The organism is Leucobacter sp. CX87 (assembly GCF_018682295.1).
Lineage (GTDB): Bacteria > Actinomycetota > Actinomycetes > Actinomycetales > Microbacteriaceae > Cx-87.
In genome coordinates this window covers 165,336-183,674 of the sequence record NZ_JAFIRI010000006.1, presented here as the reverse complement: position 1 = coordinate 183,674, position 18,339 = coordinate 165,336, and the positions used below count along the sequence as shown (strand labels likewise).

Below are 18,339 nucleotides of genomic sequence, written 5' to 3'. Positions count from 1 at the left end.
GCCCAGATGTCCATGAAGCTGGCCTGGGCCATCACAATTCACAAGAGCCAGGGGCAAACGCTCGACCGCGTCGTGGTGGACCTGACCGGCGGCACCTTCGCCAATGGCCAGCTCTACGTCGCCCTCAGTCGGCGCACCAGCCTCGAGGGGCTCGTGTTGAAGCGCGACGTCTTACCGCGCGACCTCAAGACCGACATTCTGGTGCGCCTTTGTCTCGACGGCGGCGCCGCTGGCGCGGCCGAGCTCGGGCGGGCGTTCATCGCCATCTTGCACGTCGGCAACGAGGGCGACTGGTATCGCCCGCGGCCGATCGAGATCACCGTCGTCACCGATGACGGCGATGATGCCACGACGGTGGTCAACCTGTACTCCACGCAGAGTGATTTTGGCCTCACCACGCGAGATGTCGCGCTGTCCCCGGTGCTTACGGAAGCCTGGGCTGCGCTCTCGCCGCTGCTCGCGGGCCGCGTGCCGACCGGGGTGGGCATCGATATCGCGTTGAGCCTGATCGATTCTGAGCTCAAGCGGGGCGAGGTCGTCACGCGCATGCCGCTGGGCGCCGAGCTGCCAGATGATCTTTTGTCAGCACAGGATCATCGCGACCTCAACGCAACCACCGCCCTCGAGCGGGCCCGGGCGATGCACGCGAACGCGCAGCGGTTGGGGGCTGAGCAGTCGGGGCTGATGGACGCCAGGTCGGGCAGCCCGTTCCCGGTGCAGTTGGTCGGCCAAGGCTACCTGTTGCAGCGCACGACCGGTCCACACGGGCGCCTCGGACCCGACGCATTTACCAATGGCGGAAACCTCTCTGCCGAGGACGACGCGGCTCAGGTGCTGGCCGACTACCTCGCCGCGGCGTGGCATCGCGTGGTCGATCGTGACGCGGCGGCGGTCGAACGGTTGCGCAGCGTCGAGCGCCACTTCAGGGTGCAGATGTTGCCCACGGATTTCACACCCGAAGAACCTGCCGCGGCCGACGCTCATTTGGTGCCGGGCGCGCGAGTGTGTTTCACCGGCGAGGTCGTGTCTCAGACGCACGGTTTCTTTGACTGCGATGACATGCGCAGACTCGCTGAGGATCGTGGCCTGACGATCTCGGAGAACATGACCAAGACGAAGACTGACGTCTTGGTGGTAGCTCAGCGTGGCACCCAGTCTGGGAAGGCCAAGAAGGCCGCCCTGTGGGGCAAACCGGTGCTCGCCGCGGAGGAATTTCTCGATTGGGCGCTTTCGTCGGGGCGATGATTGTTGAGCTGTCCATTCTATCGCGCAGCCTGATAATTCTTGCGTCGTTTTCAGTGTCCACTTTGGGGGTACCTTGAGAAACCACATGCAGCACTCGCGCACTTAGATTTCATCTTCGGAGTGATCGCGATGCCTATGCATAGCGCACTTACGGTTGTGCAGTTTGGTTGCCCGTCAGTCGTTCTTGGCGCGAATCCAATTCCCTTGCCTTCAGAAAAACCACTGCGCAGGCTGGGTTTCTTGTTGTTCCGAATGAGGCCTCGCTAGGCCGATGTTTTGTTGGCCATAGATCATCGTCCGGGCTACTCCCTTGACTTGGCAGCTGACGCCAACGCTTTGACTTCATGGGCCGGCGCTGTCATAGCGTCGTAGCAACACCCACCTCCTAAAGAATCACGTTGCAACGTCGCATGCTCACCAAACACGACCGTGTCGAGATCAGTGCGGGCTTGATAGCCAAACTGACGGTATGGAAGATCGCGGAAGGAATCGGCAGGTCACCATCAGTCGTGTCGCGTGAGATCCGCCGGAACCAAACGAAGACGCGCGGCTACAAGATCCTGACCGCTGGCTGCAACGCTGAACGTCGCAGAAGCAGACCCCACCCACGCAAGCTTGCCACCGACCCCGTGCTCATGACCCGGGTGCTTGCGGACCTTTCGCGCTCGCATACTCCGCGTCAGATCGCCGGCCGGTTGCGGCGCGAGGCCGCGGAGGACACTAAGAGCGGTTCCCCTGACGTGAAGGTCGTACCGTGTCAAAAGAAGCGATCTTTCAATACGTTTACTCACTTCCCGAGGGCGAGCTCGCTCAGCACGGCATCATGTTGCGTTCCAAGCGCACCCACCGCAAAGCACGGAAACCCGCGGGGGAGTGGGGCGCGCCGATCGTGGGCATGGAGTCAATTGATGACCGGCCGGCTAGTGTCGATGACCGACGGGTTCCCGGGAACTGGGAAGGCGATCTCTTTCTCGGGGCACGCGGGCAGTCCGCCGCGGTCACGCTCGTGGAGCGCACGACCATATTCCTGATGCTCCTGGCCCTACCCGAGGGCAAAGGAAATGCTTGTGTGACGGACACCGTGATCGAGCACGGGGTCGGGTTGCTCGAGACGATGTGTGGATCGATTAAGTGGAACCAGGGAACCGACATGGCCGGGCATGCAGCGCTCACGCTCGCGACACGTATGCCGGTCTACTTCGCGCATCCTGGAAGCCCGGGGGAGTGCGGAACGAACGAGAACACCAATCGCTGGGCATCAGCCGTATTTGACCGCGATCACGGACGAGATGAACGATTGGCCAAGAGCGAACCTCAGGTTCCTCGCACCGCGACCGGCTCTCGACCGGCTCCTTGTTACTTCCACAGATTGACACTGCCCCCTCGCTCGCCTGAATTCAACAGTATGGGCGGCGGCCTCCCCTCGATTTCATGGCTTGCCGGCTTAAAGGCATGTGAATCGGTGGCTGCCCTTTTCGATATGACAGGCATCCTCTGTCTCAAAACGATAGGGCCAAACCGGATGCTTCTTGATAGCTCTTCGATAGAGTTGCAAACGTGGTCACATATGTGGCCTAGAGGAGAAAAGTGTTAGCTCAGTCACTGAGCTTTGGGTTCAGCTCCGAGGAGGAATATGTTGAACCAGTGGTCATTGACCGACGGGTTGGTCCTAGCGCAGAGGAGACTGCGCCGCTACGTTGGCTGCCCGTGCGATCTGGCTTCTACCGCCCTCAGCAGGTTTCGGGCGAGGTTGCACGCGAGTGGGGCGCGCCTCGGCGTGCAACCGGATCAGGACGATCTCGTGCGTCGCAGACTTGGTCCGTATTTTTCTCACACGATTTTGCCTCAATTGGGGAGCCAGCAGTTCTGTAGGGTGTACTGCGCGTCAGGGCTCGCTAGACTTTGGCCCGTTTCCGGGGTGCGGCAATTATTTCAGGATGTCGCAGGTCTGCTCGATGATGAGATACATTGCAATTTCCGGCCGCTTCGACCCGCTAGGACGGTGATTAGTTGATGTCGGTCGCGCAGCCCAGCGGCTTGGTCGAAGTTTTGGCTTACCTGCAGGGCAAGCTGCACAGGCAATTCGCTGAGCTCAGTGAGCGCCGCAAAGCCCTAGAGACAACGTCTCCAGTATTCGCCCTTGAACATGATCTTGATCAGGCGGACTATGAATTGCTCGAGGCTAGCGTACTTGCGGCAGTCAGTGGCGGCTTTACCGCTCAGCATCGGGCTTCCTGGTTACCGTTTGTCGTTTACGCTGCCGAGTCGGGCTACGACTACGTCGGCGACGAATATTGGACCAGCTTTGAAAGGTCCACGCCGGGCTGGCGGCCTGATCAGCGCCATTGGATAAAACAGTGGTTTACGAAGTTTGCGGAAGAATATGGTGGAGTCGTACCCAAAGGTGCCTTTGCGAAAGCCTTCACAATAATTGCATGGCCCATCAGTCACGCAGTATTGCCCACCTACCTGCAACGTCAACTCGCTCAACTGCTTTATGAATTTCGGGCGGGGCTTACTTCGGCGCTTCTCGATGATCTCGACGAGTTCGGCGAGCGTTTGGCTGTCCGCTCCCATCTATATAGTGACCGATTTAGAATCTTCTGCCAGAACACCGCACTTCTAGGCAGAGTTGCTGCTGCGCTGCTCTCCGGCGAGGATGAAGAGTCGCCGTACCTTGTGAAGTCGACGCTCGATCGATTGGTTGAAGGGCTCTCACTAGAACGCGAATCTCGTCAGTGGCTCACTTCAGCGAGGCATGCTGCGAGTAGGGTTCGTGCGAGTGGCTTTACAACTAATGAGCCGTTGAACAGAGTTGCGCAGCTAGCGGCGCGGAAGCCGTCACCCGCTGACCCCAAGTTCTTCTTGCGTCAGCTCGATGGCGCATGGAATGCCTACGCGGAGCTCCCCGACATGACATCACTGAGCGAGCGTCTCCCATATGTTTATGACGAACTCCGGATGCTCCGCCCAATCGTGTCAGGCGGGAAAGGCCCGCTTCCTAGAGGGGCATTGGTCTTCTCCGGGCAGAAAGTGCAGTTCGAATCTTGGCCGGACCCTCTGGGACCTTTTGTGCAACTCGAGGGTGGCTCAAGCGCAGTTAACGCTATTCTCACAGACCAAAGCATCATGACGAACGGGCCCTCGTGGCTGTATCGTATCCAAGAATCGGGTCTTGCTATCGAAGTTAAGGGGCGATTCATCCGCCCCGGCCATAGCTACATTCTCGTCAGTGCCGTCGACAAGTTGTCGCCCACGATAACGTGGGGTGAGCCCGCAACGATACGCGTCCTTGGAGCAAGCGCTTATCGACTCGATGTACCTGAACAGATAACCGCGGATGATGCAATTGCCCTCGTGCCGCTCGGCTTGTCAACGCTATCTACAGTTACCGTTCGGCCGGTCGGCATTGTCGCAAGCGCGTGGGACGGTGAAGGTGCCGCAGAATGGCTCGCAGGAGAACCAGCAATCATCGGAATTCGATCCGATCAAATTCCAGCACGTTACCTCGTAAACGTCGACGGAAGCGCGAAATTTCTTGCCTGGCCAGACGGCCTCTCTGACGCGATCTTTTCCCTTGACGGACTGGCGGTTGGAGCGCACGAGGCTCTCGTTACTGTGATTGGTGCTGATGATCGTGAGCTGTCAAAGGGTGCCCTTTCAATAACGATACGAGATCCGCAAGTTCGCCCCGAAAATGCGACGATCGGTGAGGGCATCCGCATGTTGGCATCGCCCGCCCGACCGACACTGGCCGAGCTCTGGGATCGTCGAGCTACGATCACTGTCGAATGTGCTCCGGGAGTTCAGGCAGCGATAGTTGTAAGGCTCCGAAGCGACCAAGGCAGTGAGCTTGCGGTTGTTCGCCGAAGGGTCGTGCTTCCGATCGGGCCTGACGAATGGGCAACGCTCGCGAAGGACATTCGAGCCGAGCGCGCTTTCGGCGGAGCTTATGACAACGCAGAGTCATGCCTCGTCGAAGTCCACCGCGACGGAGTTGGCCTGGCCTCGTTGACCTTTGAACGAGGATTCCAGGCGCTTCGATGGCAGTTCGTCAAGCCGGACCGTGACCACGCATGGGCTGCAAGACTTCATGACAGAACTGATGGAGGCAACACAAGTGTTACCTACTTCCCAGCCGAAGCCCCTCTTCAAGGGATTGACTGCCCGCCTACAGAGGCTGTGGCACTCAAAGCTCGTGGCGGATTATTGCGCACAGTATCCGGCGACTTCGAGCTCAGCGTCGTTGGTCCGACCGACCCAAGCGCCGTTCTCTCGATGGGCGGATCACGGCCCTTCGTACCTGTAGTTGAAAAGTCAACGCTTGGTGTTATGAAATACGTTCAGGCGCATCACATGTGGGCAAGCGCGGAATTACCGGCAGACGTATTTGCCGCACACGAGCAACTCGAAGTTCTAGAGGCAATTGCCCGTGCGAACTCCAGTCTGATTGGCGGTTCCCACTGGGCCGCCCTTGAGCGCAAGATTGCCCGCGCAGACGAGCCCGCGGACTATCTAGAAGAGATGCGCGACTCACTTGGCATCTCAACTGAGCATAGGTTGCTAGCGACAGAAATCGGTCGAAATCTCTACCGGTGGTCGGATCCGCTCTCACTTATTCAAGGGTTCGATGAATTAATCGCTCCGAATTTGGTTGAGAACGGGATCAGGGACAAACCCTCAGCCGCTCGCTTCCTGCTCACATTCGCCGGACGACCCGGTCAGGTCGTTACCTGGTCGGAGGGAGTTCGCAGCCTTCTGCTTGGTCGCATCATCGACTCTCCGGTGCTTTTTCGAGCAGCACGGTTCGCGGTGCTCGGGACCCGTGCACTCAACAACTCTGAATCGATCGGAAGGGGGTTCTGATGGAAATCTCAAGTTTGAGCGCTGCAGAAGCGTCAGCATTGTCCGTTCGAATTCTAGGTCTCGACTCGGAGTCGGTTGGCCTAACCAGCAACGAAGGGCTTTCTGCGTCGCTGAGACGCGCTGCGTCATTCTTGTGCCCAGCCAGCCCCAGCCGAATTGTAGGCGCGGTTCTGGGAGCTGTACGTCCGTTTGCCAGTGAGGACAAAATTACTCGAGAAGACTTGGTCGACCTACTCGACCGTCTGGTGGGTGCTGGAGATCTTATCGAGTTACGCCGCGAAGAGGACCGGTCATTTCGACTACTATATCTCGGGCCGCCGAGCTACATCGAGAAGGAACCCGGAACCTACTTAATCTTTGGAGTGCGTCCATACGGTGTGGCATTGGTTGATTTCGATCTGGCGCCGCTTGTGGAACGCGAGCGCCACACTCGGACAATTCACCTTGACGACGTAGATGCACCGGGTCGGTTGGCGGATGCAGGGTTAGGTCGAGTGGACAGAGATCGGTGGGTGTCGAAGCCGCGCGCCGAAGGTCCTGAATCGTTGCTCGCGCGGATCAAAGATCGCATAGGAGCGGCTTCGGCTTCTGGCAATATCGAGGGGCTGCAAGTCCTCGATCCGCGTACCAAAGTGCGCTACTACCGAGGCCGCTGGCGAGCACCGAAGCCTGGCGATACAGGAGATTTCGTGGCACGTCGCCCGCAGGCCTATGGCGCAGATCTCTGGTGCGCCGTGCGTCTCGTAGAAGGGTCTCCTACAAAGTTGGTCGAATTCCCAGTTGACAATCCGGTGGTTCCCGGTCGGGATGAAGCCTGGCGCCTTCAGCTGGCGATCGACGCGGTGCGAGGCGCACCCCAGCGCTTCGCTATCGAAACTATCGGCTCAGGGAATGCGGTAATCGTGAAATTCTTCTCCCCAGTCCCAGGATTCGCCGAGCGCTATCTCCAATTGGTGGGGCTAGCGCTTGAAACGCAGGGTGCACTGTTTGCATACCGGGTTCCGGCTGGCGCACTGCCTGATTTGAAACAGCTACTCACCGACATGCTCTGGATGGAAACACTGTCCTTGGAAGGAACGTCGAGATGACCGAAGCACTCACAATTGCCGAGACGATTGAGCACATCCAAAAAGCTCTGCGAGACTACATCGAGGCGACTTACCACGTCGGGCATCCCATGGTCATCAACCAGCGTCGCCAACTCCTCGAAGAGGAAGGCGTGATCTTCCGCGAACCATTCATCGAGAGCACTCCGCGGTATAGAACCGAACGAAAGTTTGCGGACCTTCAACTTGATGCTAGCGTGCAACAACTCTTTGCGGCACTTACACAACAGGTCGGTACTCTCGATCCACTTCTCTTCGATCCGCCCTACACGCATCAAGCGAATGCCCTTGAGTGGGCGTGCCGCGATGGCTCGAGCCTGGCAGTCACGACTGGTACTGGTTCCGGCAAGACGGAGTCATTTTTGCTTCCGATGCTGGCGAAACTTGCCACTGAGGCAGCTCACAGCCCCCAATCATTTGCGGCGCCTGCCGTCCGGGCGATGATTCTCTACCCGATGAACGCGCTCGTCAACGATCAGTTGGGTCGTCTCCGACGTCTACTCGGGGACCCTCGAGTGACGACACAGTTCAACGCTTGGGCTGGACGGCCGGCGCGATTCGCACGATACACGAGCCGGACACTGTATCCCGGGGTTCGGACACGTGAACGTGATCAGCGTCGCCTGGGCTCAATCGAAGATTTCTATGTGCTGCTCCAAGACCGCGCCGAAAATCCGAAAGCGAAGTTCCATTTGGAGGCCATCGAACTGATCGACAAGCTCAAAACCAGAGGAAAGTGGCCTGCCAAGCCCGATATCAAGAGTTGGTATGGGGAGAAGCAAAGCCGCTGGCAAGACCCGTCCGGCAACTTCATTCGGGCGGTCATGCAGCCCAATGACCCAGAACTTCTTACCCGGCACGAGGTGCTGGCATCGCCGCCAGATGTGATCATCACCAACTATTCAATGTTGGAGTACATGCTCATGCGGCCGCTCGAACGTCCCGTCTTCGACGAGACTCGCAAGTGGTTGGCGGACAACCCGGGTGAGCGTTTTATGCTCATTGTCGACGAAGCACACCTGTACCGAGGCGCTGCTGGTGCCGAAGTCGCGCTTCTGCTGCGTCGACTACGTGCACGCCTTGGTATTGAGCCGGATCGTCTTCAGATCATTACAACAAGTGCGAGTTTTGCGAGCGCCGAGTACGCGCGCGAGTTCGCGGCCCAACTCAGCGGCAAAGACATAGCTGACTTTCGCACTGTTGAAGGTGAGCTCAAGCTCCGTGAACCCGCCGGGAAGGGAACGAACGCAGACGCTGCACTGCTCGCGGCGCTACCAATCGGTGACTACTACGACGCGGATTCAGAGGCGGACAAAACACTCGCAATAAGCGACTTGCTTGAATATCGCGAAGTGGAACGAACCGACCGGCCCGTTGGAGAACTGCTATATGACGCGCTGCACGATTTCGAGCCATTGGCGCTTCTCGTCAATGAGACGATGCAGAAAGCCCAGCCAGTCAGCGAGTTGGGAATACAGATATTCCCTGATGTCGATGGGCCCACTGCGGACAAGGCTGTATCAACCTTGCTGGCACTTAGCAGCGCCGCCCGGCAACGGCCCGATGAGCCCGGTCTGTTGCCATGTCGTGTACATGGGTTCTTTCGCGGGCTAGCTGGACTATGGGCGTGTCTGGACACAGACTGCAACGCTCTGGAGGCCGACGTTCGCGGCACCGGACCAATCGGAAAGCTTTACCACCAGCCGCGTTCCACTTGCGCATGCGGTGCTCGCGTCTTTGAATATTTCACCTGTCGTCACTGCGGCTCTTCTTACGCACGTGCTTATACCGACGATCTGATTGAGCCAATGTATTTATGGCATGAGCAGGGCGGCGCGTTCCAAGCTGCGGCAGGCTCCATCCCCGAGCTATTCGCACTCGACCTTTTGCTTGAGCGCCCCGCGATCGTGTCGACGCTTGCCGATCTTGATCTCGTCACTGGGGCGCTGAACCCGAAGAAGCTTGGCGAACGAGTACGCTCCGTCTATCTGCCCGAGCTTCGAGGGGGTCAGTCAATTACCACTGAAGGAGATGATGACGAGCACGAGCAAGCAACCGCTAATGGTGAGTTCAAGCCCTGTGGCGTTTGCGAGCGTTCAGCAGGATACGGACGCTCTTCAGTGCAAGACCATCAGACGAAAGGCGACCAGCCGTTTCAGGCGCTGGTCACCAGGCAGATCCAGGTGCAGCCTCCCAGCCGCGAATACAGTGAGTTCGCACCACTTCGCGGTCGAAAGGTTCTCGCGTTCTCGGATTCGCGGCAAGTAGCGGCCCGGCTCGCGCCTAACCTGCAGGACTACTCGATGCGTGATGTGATCCGACCACTCATCCTTCGCGGATGGGCTGATCTTGATGCGCAGGCGCCGATCCGGGACGAGCTCAATTTACAGCATATGTTCCTCGCCACGATGGTCGGGGCTATCAGGTTGAAAGCTCGATTGCGCCCGGAATTGAGGGCCACTGAGTCAATGAAGTCCATGGAAGATGTGGCGACGAAGATCGCCGCTGGTGCTCTCACTGGTAAGACTTCGGAACTAATGAAGCTAATGATGCTTCAGCCTGTGCCCCCAATATCGCTACTTCGCGCGATGTACACGACACTCACCGATAAGTACTACGGGCTCTCTTCGCTTGGATTGGCATCGCTTCGTGAGAAGGGCGACAAGCGCGATGGCCTTCTCGCTAAGCTTCCCGACATCGATGGCCTAGCCACAACGGACGACGAGAAGCTTGCACTTGCCCGAATGTGGCTAGGGTTCTGGTCAAGTAAAGGCATCTGGTTCCCGTCGATGCAGGAAGGAGAATGGTGGAAAGCCAAAGGCGGCGTTCACCCACACGCCGGAAAGTTTGACAATTTCGCCAAATGGCTCGACACAAGGCCGATCAGAAAGCAGTTCAACGACGGGTGGCTTCCGAATTTGCTCAGCACCTTTTGCGAGCCGATCGGCGGCAAATATCGGCTGCTTGCAGGAAACATTGCGTTCGACATCTCAGATGAATGGGGATACTGCGAGCACTGCCGCTATACGCAGCGTCCGTTCCCTGGGTCGTCGAAGTGCGTCAACTGCCGAAAGAACGGGGTTCGGACCCTGGATCCCAATACGGACTCGACCTTCCAAGCACGCAAAGGCTACTACCGCGCGAGTGCCGCCCGCGCACTACAGGAACCGCCTGAGACACCGATGGGAATCATCGCGCGAGAGCACACCGCCCAGTTGAATGCTGCCCAGTCGGACGAAGTCTTCTCTCGGGCGGAACAGTATGAGCTTCTCTTCCAGGATATCGACGTCGCTCTGCCGGGACAGGATGACGAGCAACAACCGGCTGTAGATGTGCTCTCATGCACGACGACGATGGAGGTGGGCATCGATATCGGCAGCCTGAGTGGCGTCGCCCTTCGCAATATGCCACCGTCGCGCGCAAACTACCAGCAGCGGGCTGGCCGTGCGGGACGGCGTGGCAATGCCGTTGCGACTGTCGTCGCGTTCGGAAGCGCTGATACACACGACGACCAGTACTTCCGCAATCCGGCCGCAATGATCCGCGGCAGGGTCGAGGATCCTCGCTTGACGCTGGATAATGACGAGATTGCTCGCAGGCACGTCACGGCGTATCTGTTGCAGCGGTACCACCAAGATCGTCTCCCCAACATTGATCCTGAAGATCAGAAACAATTGTTCGAGGTTCTCGGCAGCGTTCGTGGCTTTGTGGGAACGAGCTCGGCCCTCAACCGAACTGATTTCGAGGAATGGCTGAGAAAAAACGAGACCGCGCTTCAATCAGAGATCGATGGCTGGCTCCCGTCTGAACTCCTTGCCGTCCGAGACGATATCCTCGATACTTTTGTTGCAACTACCCTTATGGAACTCGACCGAGCGCTAAAGATCGGCGCAGACGGTGACGCGCTTGGCTCCGAATCGGAGGACCTTGCCCGGCTGGAAAAAGGAGCCGAAGTAATTGGACCAGCGGAGGACGGAGCCGAATTGCCTGGGCAGGAGCGACGCCAGACAAACTTGCTCGATCGGCTGCTCTACGAAGGCGTCCTTCCACGATACGCATTCCCGACCGATGTCGTCTCTTTCCATGTCTTCGACGTCAACAAGTCTGAGCGATTCAATGTGGCTTATCAGTACACTCCGAGCCAGGGCCTGAACGTCGCGTTGAGTCAGTACGCCCCCGGCAAGGTTGTCTGGATCGACAACAAAGAATGGACATCAGGCGCGATCTATTCGCCGATGCAGGCTGATCGTTTCAAGGCCTGGCAAGAACGTTGGCTCTACTTCGAATGCTCGGTCTGTCACTATGCCATGCATGTGGAGCCAACTGAAGCAGAGCGTGGCGAAGAACGCGAATGCCCAGCGTGTGGAACCCCAGAGTCGTTTGGAAAAGCGATGAACTGGATGCGGCCACCGGGATTCGCGCATCGATCGACGAACGATCCCGGCACAAGCCCGGATGACGCGCCCGCTGTGAGCTTTGCCACGAGGGCAAAGCTCGTCGCTGAAGGCCCCGGCGAAGAGAGTAAATGGCAGGATGTAGGTAAGCGAGTGTCGCAGGTGTATCAGCGCTCCACGCTACTTGTCACCAACACTGGGCCGGGCAATGAGGGCTATAACTATTGCACCATGTGCGGCCTCATTGAGCCTGTCAAGAACGCCAGCGGCGAAGTCTTCGGTTCGCATAAGAAGCCGTTCCCAGACGATAAGAACCAAGACTGCCCCGGGTCCCGTTCCTCTCGTGGGCTGGTGCTAGGCACTGACTTTAAATCGGACGTGCTGCTCGTTCGGTTACGAGTCGATGCTCCGGTTCGGCTTCGCCCGGAATGGCTATCAACTCACGTCGCCTTGCGTACGATCGCTGAGGCGCTCACGATCGCAGCGACACAGAAACTGGGCATTGAGGCATCTGAAATACAAGCCGAGTACCGGCCAGCGTTGACTCCGCTTGGGCATAAAGGCGAAGAGGCAGAGATATACCTATATGACACGCTCGCGGGAGGGGCCGGCTTCACTCGACGTGTGCAGGAGTTTGGGATGGAAATTTTCGAGGACGCGCTTAAGCGGCTGGAACACTGTCCTGCCGGCTGTGATGAATCTTGTTACCAGTGCCTGCGCAGCTTTCGGAACCGATTCGAGCATGGCTTGATGGACAGGAAGGTAGGAGCAAGCCTGCTGCGATATCTCTTGTTTGGCGAAGTGCCAATCCTCGACCAAATAAGACTGGAATCGTCAGCGGACAAGCTCTTCGCGGATTTGAGGAGCCGAGATATTCCGGGCACCCTGTTCCAACGAAACGAAATCGTAGAGGTCCCGGGGCTCGGCCCCGTCGTTGCTCCTATCCTGGCGACTCGCGCTGGACTGCAGTGGATCATCGGCGTGCACGGGCCTCTGACCTTGGATGTACCTCCGACGCAGGAGCTGTTCGATGCGAAAGAGTTTGGTGGACTGCAAGTGCCGCTCATTGACGACATGGTGATCGCACGTAATCTGCCGTTCGCCACGAATTCCGTCATCAGAATGCTGTCATGAACATTGGGCAGCGAACTCTCGACACAAGCGTGGAGAGCGCCGTCGCTGTGCTGTCCGACCCTCCCACGCATTGGACTTACTCTGGATTGAAGGAAGTCGAAACCTGCACGCTTCGGTATTCGCTGGCCACCGCGAACTATCCAGGGCTTTGGAACGGATACGGGTACCCGCGGAGACCCAGCGCCTCTGCGATCTTTGGTGACGTCGTCCATGATGCTCTTGAACAGATCGTTCGGATACTTGTGGCGGCAGGGTGTACCTCCTCAAGCTCGCCTGAAGCAGTGTCGGCCCTTCGGCAGGTTGGCGGTTATTCAGCAGTCGTTACGGACGTGCTGCACCGACGGTTGCAGGGCTTGGAAGGAAACCCAAGGCTGAGCGCAGCCCGCCGGGAGCAACTCCAACGTCAGCTCGTGGACCGTATCCCGGAGGTGCGGAGCGAAGTTCAAGGCCACCTTAGCCGGATGACCTTGGTGCCGCGGCGCGCGCGAGCGGCTACGTCGACTCGTTGGAGGGAGCGCCGGGCGCTTGGGCCAGGAAGCTACGCAGAGGTTTCTCTCCAAGCGGAGGGCGTTCGAATCAAAGGCCGTCTGGACCTCCTGACCATCACTCCCGAGTGCGTCGAGATCGTTGACTATAAGACCGGGGCCGAAGATCCCAGTCATCTTGATCAACTGCGTTTCTACGGTGCACTGTGGGGACAAGACAAAGTCGCTAACGTCCGTCAGACACCGCTTGGGAAACTGACCGTTGCCTATCCAAACGCAGATGTCACGATTGAGGCTCCCGATCAGCCTGATCTGGACGCCCTGAGCGAGTTGATCAAGGAAAGGGTGCGCGAGGCAGATGAACGATTGCAGGCGAGAATCCCGGTTGCAACTACTGGAACGCACTGCCTGCGCTGTCCAGTGCGAAGCATCTGCGCAGCCTATTGGGCAACGATGACCGAAAATCCACTAGGGATATCGCCTGGCTCGTGGTTCGATTTCGAGGGGATAGTCGGCTCCCGGAACGGTGTTAAAAGTTGGTGGATGTTGAATCCTTCCACATTAAAACCAACTTTGCTGCTCAGAACTACATCGATGCAAACGACGATCGCGGAAGGACAGCGCCTTCGCCTTCTCAGTATCCGCCGGGACGATGATCCTGAGGTTCAGACGATTGTTGCGACCCTTACGGTCTCGTCTGAGATATTCGTAGTGCGGGGTGAGGGCGCGACTAGTCTCCCGTGACGTTTACCGGATTGATCCAATCTGATTCCTCTTCTAGCGGCAGTTGGACGCGCGCGCCGTGACGAACCGGTCGTACGAGATGATTCGCCCGCATCGAATCCTGCACCGCAGGTTGTGCCGCTCGCTTCGTCGCCCATCGCTCTAGCCACCACGCAGAGACCCGTTCGTCGGCATCGTTCAGATCGGAGTCGATTAGGTACTCCGGCTCGGTATCGAGCCCAATCGAGTAGTCCCGCAAATTCTCGACGAGTGGTACACCGTAGAGAATACGTTCGCGGCCGTGTTTAAGGAGGTCATTTGCGGGCCAACCCAGTGCAGCTAGCCCCAGCCGAACCTTGCGTAGTCGAGGGCTTACGCCTTCACCGAAGATGCCGTTGACACGGACGGAAGAGCCGCTGATTTGAGAGGCCCGCACAAGAGCGTTCACGGTCTCATTGGAAAAATGAGATGTGCCGAATGATCGCGAACGGCCCAACTCTAGGAAGCCCATCTTTTTCTCGTTCTCTCCGCCCATCACCGTGGTTGGCCAGAACAAACGGTTGTACTGGCTGGACCCGCTCCCATATAGCGAGGTTGTGCTGATAAGTGAAAGCCGAGACTCACGCTCGATCGCACGGCCGGCCATGGCCGAGGCAATCTCGCTGGGACGCGCGTACTTAGCGCGGTAGGCGGATAGCACCCTTGGTGATACGGCGAGAGCGCCGACAAGTTTGCCGGCGGCGAGAGCGTTATACGGAGCGACGGCGCCGCAGACCGTCAAATCCGCGACTACCGTTCCAACTCGTTCCCCGCGAGCTCGACGAATCACTCGCCGAATCTGCGATCTAGCTTTCGGATCTTTGAGTGCGAGTTTGAGTCCCTCGAGTGCTGTTGGCTGCTCGGTGAAGTACTTACCTGCGCTGCCGACTATCTCAAGCAGATCAGCAAGGACTGCTGAGCGCTTGCTGCGGAACAAGTGGGACTCAGCACGCTCGACCCACGCGCCCTTATCAATATTGCGCGCTACGCGAATAGTGCTGCCGCGGTGATGCTTCTGACGGTATCGCTCTGCATCGGCCCGGAGACGAGCGACGGTTGCGGAAGTATCGCTACTTCTCCCACCTGGCTCAACTATCCCTGCTTGTACTAGATCGTCAATGTAGATCTCGTTGATCTGTGTTTTGATGCGATCTGCGAGCCACCGGCCGGCCTTCTCAGTCGGGTTCACATCAAGGTCTGCGAGGAAGGTGTCGGTATCCCAACCAATCCAAGAGTCCCGCTCGGCGATCTGTACGACCGGACTAGAGATGGCGGCGAGCCCAATGACCGTATGGTGCTTGGTGGCGGCGTCACGAACAAGTATCGGCATCGACCGGCCGGGCACAGTCGAATAAGAATTCGACCAAGTGTGCCGAAAATATCGCCAGATGTCATGCAGTCGAAAACCTGTGAGCTCGCAGGTCGAGCCGTCGACAATCTGAACATAGGGTTTGATGACCGAACATGGGTCATCAGTTGATGCCAGTGATTCCGCGAGTTCCCGGCCGTCCCGCATCAGGTTGAAGATCGAGACCGAATCACTTTCATGCTGGCGTGTTCGTTCCATGCCTTCGATGAAGAGGCGAACGCTCGGCTTTCGAAGCTGTTCATCGCGCCGCACATGCTCTTGGCGCCGGACGCGAGTCTTCTCCGCATCTTTGTTGCCACTCACCACAGGGGGGCTCAACATTGGACCTAGCCGTTCGGCTGTGATGATCCAGCCCTGATCCACGAGATCGATTAGCGTGTGGGCGGCAGCAGCCAAAATTGGGCGCTCGTAGAGTTGGCCGAGTTTTGCGCCTTCGGCGCACTGGTCGTGGTCGAGAGCGGACCCGGGCTCAACTGAATCGAGGTTCGCGAGGTAGGAACATAACCGCGCGAAGGCCAACCGCTCAGAACGCTTAGCCTCCGGCGGCAAGCCGAGCGGAATGTACTTGGGGCTTTTCGTCATGACCGCTGGAGCATCCGTCCGTATGTTGTGCTCCATGCTCGATGAACATCGTCGCCACTGTTGCCGACCTGGAAAGTGGCACGTGCATAAGAGATTATCAAGAGTTCAACTGCGGTGCGCAGTTCGGACGATCGCTGTTCCTGCATTTCTTGTAGCGGCTTATAGAGAGCGCTGAACCCTGGATGGTCAACGTTCAGAACGATCGTCAGCGTTTGAGAGCTGAGACTTGTCTCAAACATTAAGTCGAGCGGCAATGGTGCCGAGCGGATTTCGTATCGTATAGGGCCGGTGGTCTTTCCATTTCCCTGCAGAATTGGCAGGTCTGCATCGGCCGATTCGGCGATGCTACATGATTTGGCCGCGGCGGAGTTGAATTTTGCGTCCTCGAAGGATTGCCGGACGCGACTATTTAGCATGCGCGCGATGGACTCAAGGTCTGGTTCCAATGCCTCGCGCAAAGCGCGGGACGGGCGAATGCCTTGCTTGTTGATGGTGATACCGAACTGCTCGTCGAGAATGGGATCAAACTCAACCTCGCACCGCCACCAATCATCGTAGTTTTCCTTTCGTTTGCCACCCATGAAATGCCAGCCGCTGGCGACTTCTCGCCCGGCACGAAGAATCGAAACTCCGCCATGGCCAACAATGCCCACTCGACGCTTCGTAACGCTGTCGAGTGAATGCCAACTGCTGACCGGAAGAATCGAGAAGCGAACCGTGACGAACCCAGTGTTGAGGGGACCTGCCGCGACTTCGAATTTGAGCGGCTCAAATGCTAATAGTGCACTGCTACCGTTGAGCTCCGTCGTGAGAAGGGTTGGATCGATTGGTTCCACGACTGTGCCGTTGATGGTGAGGCGAATCTGAGTGTTGAGAAAGCGTCGATAGATCTGACCGAGATCGCGGTGGAGGGCTCGCTCGAGCCACGCCAAACGTTGGTACTCGATTCGATCACAGTCCTGCCAGGCGATCCGACAGCCTGATTCCGTGACACCGCCTGCTCCCGGACGAGGCGTCAAATCCACCGGTTGCCCAGCGACGATTTGATCGACATCAAGAGATACGGTCAGTGCGGCGGAGTCCTGCATCCAGGCAGTTACTTGGATATTGCGTGTCTGGCTGAGCGACGCTGAGGGGAGACCCATTCCGAACCGTCCGAATGACTCCTTGCCGCCGAAGCGAGAGGACCCGCCAAACCGCAGGCAATCGCTTAGCTCGGTCGCGTTCATCCCTATTCCGTTGTCTTCGACCTCTATCTGTGGCATGCCATTTGATGCTGAGCGGCTGATAGACACTGAGATGTCGCTGGCTTGAGCCTCGAGTGCGTTGTCGATCAATTCGGAAAGGGCAGTAGAGACGCTGACGTATCCGGCCTCGCGCGCCGCTCTAATGAAGTTGGACGACACAATGAGATCGCCCGCGTGTTGTGGACGCGTCGCCATTCGGACTCCGTTCTGCTAGGTTCGCTAACTCCCCAAGAGTAGCTGCTCAGGTGGGCGCAGCGGTTGCTTTGAAACGGTGTGTCCTGTGGGTTCCCTGGAGAAATGCGTCGATGCGCGGCCTATTGGATTTGGTCGAGTTGATTGAATACGGGCCTGGGTCGAGTTGGATCTCATCGGACTGTAACGGGTGCTGCATCTACAGAATTCTGGAGGTAACAGCCCTGGTCGAGGAGTCCAGTGGGCTGCGGTTGCTGCGGTCCTCGATCTACGAGGGACAGTCACAGATCGCACGGGTACGGGTGGGGCAGTCGTATCGGTAGTAAAATTCCTCTTTCAATGCCACGAAGAAGCTCTCCGTCTTTTTGAATTCCCAGTCGGTTCCGGAGTGTTCCATCGACCCGGCGATGCCATTTTCTACCGCAAAATCGGCGATCTACGCGGAAGGCTTTCGCCTGCCGCGGCTGCCGTAGAACATAACGTCGCCGGGCGGTACCCGACTAGCGCGATCGTCGTCGTCAAGGCGGACTGGATTGGGCAGTACGCATGCGCTCGACAGTGGCCTATTCGCTGACGCGGCGCCAGCGGGAGTCGATGACGCTGGCGAGATGAACTCCGCCTTTCCATGTCCGCAGAAAGGTGAAGTCTCCGACCCCAGACCTGGTATAGCGTCCTGGTTTCGCACTGCTGTTTCACTGCGGCCACCAGGTAAGCATCGGCGTGGGTGCTGGTGATGATGGCCTTTCACTTCTTCAGGCAAGCCCCCATCAATCCTTGGCCTTTCATGCTCGTGGCAACAGTCTTGCTGGAGATGATCTCGTCGTACACGCGCAGATCGGAGCGGATCCGTTGAACCCAGTAGGCCTTGTCGGAATCGCTGTGGATGTAGGCGAATCTATTGCTCGATGCGTACCCGCTAGATCGCCACCGACGGCATTTCACGGTCACTTCAGGCGC

The 18,339-nt window shown here is 58.1% G+C and carries 7 protein-coding genes and 1 pseudogene; 6 read left to right on the top strand and 2 right to left on the bottom strand.

What is annotated here, in order from left to right:
- Positions 1–6 precede the first annotated feature (6 nt).
- From KOE53_RS13735 to KOE53_RS13875, 6 genes and pseudogenes are all read left to right on the top strand, one after another.
- Entirely contained in the window at positions 7–1,245 is a 1,239-nt protein-coding gene (locus tag KOE53_RS13735; RefSeq protein WP_188058372.1) for a hypothetical protein, read from the top strand.
- A 410-nt stretch (positions 1,246–1,655) separates the two neighbouring features.
- Positions 1,656–2,618: pseudogene (locus KOE53_RS13925) on the top strand (IS30 family transposase).
- A 640-nt stretch (positions 2,619–3,258) separates the two neighbouring features.
- Positions 3,259–6,111: a hypothetical protein gene (locus KOE53_RS10060; RefSeq protein WP_188058370.1), complete on the top strand. Its 2,853-nt coding sequence runs from the start codon at positions 3,259–3,261 to the stop codon at positions 6,109–6,111.
- Positions 6,112–6,332: 221 nt separating this feature from the next.
- Positions 6,333–7,199 (top strand): hypothetical protein, encoded by an 867-nt coding sequence (locus KOE53_RS10055; RefSeq protein WP_188058369.1) that lies wholly within the window; start codon positions 6,333–6,335, stop codon positions 7,197–7,199.
- Positions 7,196–12,745: a DEAD/DEAH box helicase family protein gene (locus KOE53_RS10050; protein ID WP_188058368.1), complete on the top strand. Its 5,550-nt coding sequence runs from the start codon at positions 7,196–7,198 to the stop codon at positions 12,743–12,745. Before KOE53_RS10055 ends, KOE53_RS10050 begins: the two co-directional genes overlap by 4 nt.
- Positions 12,742–13,974 (top strand): PD-(D/E)XK nuclease family protein, encoded by a 1,233-nt coding sequence (locus KOE53_RS13875; RefSeq protein WP_188058367.1) that lies wholly within the window; start codon positions 12,742–12,744, stop codon positions 13,972–13,974. Before KOE53_RS10050 ends, KOE53_RS13875 begins: the two co-directional genes overlap by 4 nt.
- On the opposite strand, the gene KOE53_RS10040 is transcribed toward KOE53_RS13875, so the two are convergent.
- Together KOE53_RS10040 and KOE53_RS10035 are read right to left on the bottom strand one after the other, a co-directional pair.
- The gene (locus tag KOE53_RS10040; protein WP_188058366.1) at positions 13,961–15,943 is read right to left on the bottom strand and encodes a Druantia anti-phage system protein DruA; all 1,983 of its coding nucleotides are present in this window, start codon (positions 15,941–15,943) and stop codon (positions 13,961–13,963) included. The two genes, KOE53_RS13875 and KOE53_RS10040, sit on opposite strands and share 14 nt — an antisense overlap.
- Positions 15,940–17,385: an ATP-binding protein gene (locus tag KOE53_RS10035; protein ID WP_188058365.1), complete on the bottom strand. Its 1,446-nt coding sequence runs from the start codon at positions 17,383–17,385 to the stop codon at positions 15,940–15,942. Before KOE53_RS10035 ends, KOE53_RS10040 begins: the two co-directional genes overlap by 4 nt.
- Positions 17,386–18,339 lie beyond the last annotated feature (954 nt).